This window comes from Mycobacterium sp. MUNTM1, from assembly GCF_054660795.1.
In genome coordinates, this window is sequence record NZ_BAAGDE010000022.1 from 85,999 (window position 1) to 89,255 (window position 3,257).

Genomic DNA, 3,257 nt, shown 5'->3' on the forward strand with positions numbered 1-3,257 from the left:
GCGGGCGTTTATCCGGCCCCCGGCCACCGTGCGGGTGTTGGGGGCGCGGGGGCTGGGGCCCGTATTGTTTGGGGGGCCCGGGGGGGGGGGGGGGGCCGGGGGGCCCCCCCGCGGGGCGCGGGCGGTGGTGGCCCGCGCCCGGAACAAGGGCTGCACCCTGCTGGTCACCGGCGGCGATTGGCAGGGCGCGCCGACGCGCCTCGCCGCCCGGGTCTGTGGCTATGACATCACTCCCGGTTGCCGGGAGGCGCCCGCCCCTGGATTCGGCCGGATCGGCGGGGTGCGGCTGCAGGTCAGCGGGACGTGCGCGGGACGACGGGTGATGTCCCCGGCGCGGGCCGGGTAAGTATCGTGGCTGGTCCTTCTGGCCCTTCTGGCTCAAGGGTTTTGGCGATCTGGTGCATGGATTGGCCAGCGGTCGCGGCGGCGACGGCCGCGGGCCTGTCCGCGACCGCCCCGATCGCGGTCACGCTGGCCAACCGGGTGATCGCCTGCTCGTCGGCCGCCCGGGCGGCGGGTGTGCGGCGGGGGCTGCGACGCCGGGAGGCGGCGGCCCGGTGTCCGCAACTGCACGTCACCGCCGCCGACGCGGACCGCGACGCCCGCTTCTTCGAGGCGGTGATCGCGGCGGTGGACGACCTGGTGCCCCGCGCCGAGGTGCTGCGGCCCGGCCTCCTGGTGCTGCCGGTGCGCGGGGCGGCCCGTTATTTCGGGTCCGAGGCCACCGCCGCCGAACGGCTGATCGATGCGGTGGGCGCGGCCGGCGCCGAGTGTCAGGCCGGGGTGGCCGACCAGCTGTCCACCGCGGTCTTCGCGGCGCGGGCGGGCCGGGTCGTCGAGCCGGGGGGCGACGCGAAGTTCTTGTCGGTGCTGTCCATCCGGCAACTTGCCACCGAGCCGAGCCTGTCCGGCGCCGGCCGCGAAGAGCTGACGGACCTGTTGTGGCGGATGGGGATTCGCACCATCGGGCAGTTCGCCGCGTTGTCGCGCAGCGACGTGGCTTCCCGGTTCGGCGCCGACGGGGTGACCGCGCACCGGTTGGCCCGCGGCGAACCCGAGCGGCCGCCGTCCGGCCGGGAGCCGCCGGCCGAACTCGAGGCCGTGCTGGACTGCGATCCGCCGATCGACCGGGTCGATGCCGCGGCGTTCGCCGGGCGCTCACTGGCCGGCAGGCTGCATCAGACGCTGATGGCCGCCGGCGTGGGATGCACCCGGCTGGCCATCCACGCCGTCACCGCCAACGGCGAAGAGCTGCACCGGGTGTGGCGGTGCGCCGAGCCGTTGACCGAGGACGCCACCGCCGACCGGGTGCGCTGGCAGCTGGACGGATGGCTGAGCAGCCGCACCGCACACACTCCCCGTCCCACGGCCGCGGTGACGCTGTTGCGGCTGAGCGCGGTGGAGGTGGTGTCCGCCGAGGCGCTGCAGTTGCCGCTCTGGGGCGGCCTGGGCGAGGAGGACAGGCTGCGGGCCCGCCGGGCGCTGGTGCGGGTGCAGGGCCTGCTCGGCCCGGAGGCGGTGTGCGTGCCGGTGCTGTCCGGCGGGCGCGGACCGGCCGAGCGCATCACGCTGATCCCGCTCGGCGACGAGCCGGTGCCGCGGGCCGATCCCGATCCGCCGTGGCCCGGCCGGTTGCCCGAGCCGTCACCGGCGGTGCTGCTGGACGACCCGGTGGAACTGCTTGACGCCCAAGGAAACCCGATACGGGTGACCATCCGGGGGCTGTTCTCCGCCGACCCCGCGCGCATGATCGCCCACGGCCGCGACGAACGGCTGTGCTGGTGGTCCGGGCCATGGCCGGTCGACGAGCGATGGTGGGATCCCGAATTGGGTAAGGGCCGCACCGCCCGCGCCCAGGTGTTGCTGGAGAGCGAGCGGGCGCTGCTGCTGTGCTATCGCCAGCGGCGCTGGTATGTGGAGGGGAGTTATGAATAGTCTTGCGGGACAGCGTATTCGATGCGACGCAACGCGTCTGGAGTCAGGTCCTTGAGCGAGGGATATCCGTCGACGGCCATGATCAGGTCCGCCTCGGCCAGCAGCGAGCGCAGCACGTGCACGATGCCGTCCACACCCCCGAGGGCCAGCCCGTAGGCGTAGGGCCGGCCGATCCCCACGGCGGTCGCGCCCAACGCGAGCGCCTTGATGATGTCGGCGCCGCCGCGCACCCCCGAGTCGAACAGCACCGGCATCCCGTCGGCGGCCTCGACCACCGCCGGCAGGCAATCCAGACAGGGCAGCCCGCCGTTGGCTTGCCTGCCGCCGTGGTTGGAACAGTAAATGCCGTCCACGCCAATGTCTTTGGCGCGGCGAACGTCGTCGGGATGGCAGATGCCCTTGACCATCAGCGGCAGGCTGGTCTCGGACCGCAGCCATTCCAGGTCCGACCACCGGAACGGCCCGCCGAAGATCGGCAGCTTGCGCACCGCCGCCTCGGTGGCGTCTTCGCCGCGGCTCAGGTTGGCGCGAAACACCGGATCGCTGGTGTAGTTGGCCAGGCAGCCGCTGGGCACCTGCGGGTAGTTACCGCCCTTCAGGTCGCGCGGCCGCCAGCCGGTGACCCACGTGTCGAGGGTGACGGCGATGCCCTTGAAGCCGGCCGCCTCGGCGCGGTGCACCAGGCTGGCCGCCATCTTGCGGTTCGGCGGCGTATAGAGCTGGAAGAACGCCGGGGTGTCGCCGAGCTCGGCGGCGAGGCCCTCCATCGGGTCGGCCGACAGCGTCCCGACGAAAAACGGCACACCCGTGCGGACCGAGGCCCGCGCGCACAGCATGTCCCCGTGGCCGTCCGGGTCGCACACCCCGATGACGCCGATGGGCGCCATGAAGATCGGGGATCCGAACCTGAGGCCGAACAATTCGACCGACATGTCCCGCTCCTCGGGGGCGATCCCCATCCGCGGGTACAAGCCCCAGCGCTTGAACGCCTCGCAGTTGGCGCGCTGGGTGTGTTCGTCGCCGGCGCCGCCGGCCACGTATCCCAGCACCTTCGGCGTCATCGCCGCCGATGCCTTCTTCTCCAGCTCCTCGAACCTGATCGGGTACTGCGGCTGATTGCCGTGCAGCGACTGGTCGTACAGCTCGTTTTGGTAATCGGCGAAAGCCATAGTCGCTGACTTCCCCGTGCCTGGACCATCAAACGAAGCGCCGGGCGATCCGGCCCGAGGCCTGGCCTATGCCGCGTCAGTAGCGCCCGAAGGCGATGGCCACGTTGTGTCCGCCGAAGCCGAACGAGTTGTTGATCGCGTACTCGTAGTTGC

3 protein-coding genes and 1 pseudogene are annotated in these 3,257 nt (G+C 72.4%); 2 read left to right on the forward strand and 2 right to left on the reverse strand.

Features of this window, described 5'->3' with window-relative positions; all coding sequences use genetic code 11:
* Both ACYQ8K_RS14815 and ACYQ8K_RS14820 read left to right on the forward strand, forming a co-directional pair.
* Positions 1 to 346: pseudogene (locus ACYQ8K_RS14815) on the forward strand (hypothetical protein); the annotation flags it as partial.
* A gap of 56 nt (positions 347 to 402) precedes the next feature.
* Positions 403 to 1,935 carry a DNA polymerase Y family protein gene (locus tag ACYQ8K_RS14820; RefSeq protein WP_459970099.1) on the forward strand — a complete coding sequence of 511 codons (1,533 nt, stop codon included), beginning with the start codon at positions 403 to 405 and terminating at the stop codon, positions 1,933 to 1,935.
* On the opposite strand, the gene ACYQ8K_RS14825 is transcribed toward ACYQ8K_RS14820, so the two are convergent.
* Together ACYQ8K_RS14825 and ACYQ8K_RS14830 are read right to left on the reverse strand one after the other, a co-directional pair.
* Positions 1,926 to 3,104 carry an alpha-hydroxy-acid oxidizing protein gene (locus tag ACYQ8K_RS14825; RefSeq protein ID WP_459970101.1) on the reverse strand — a complete coding sequence of 393 codons (1,179 nt, stop codon included), beginning with the start codon at positions 3,102 to 3,104 and terminating at the stop codon, positions 1,926 to 1,928. The genes ACYQ8K_RS14820 and ACYQ8K_RS14825 overlap by 10 nt on opposite strands.
* A gap of 76 nt (positions 3,105 to 3,180) precedes the next feature.
* Positions 3,181 to 3,257: hypothetical protein (locus ACYQ8K_RS14830; RefSeq protein WP_231122602.1), on the reverse strand; the 77-nt coding region annotated here is incomplete at its 5' end.

Coding starts and splice junctions, on each gene's coding strand:
- ACYQ8K_RS14820 (WP_459970099.1), top strand. CDS start 403: ATGGATTGGCCAGCGGTCGCGGCGGCGACGGCCGCGGGCCTGTCCGCG.
- ACYQ8K_RS14825 (WP_459970101.1), bottom strand. CDS start 3,104: ATGGCTTTCGCCGATTACCAAAACGAGCTGTACGACCAGTCGCTGCAC.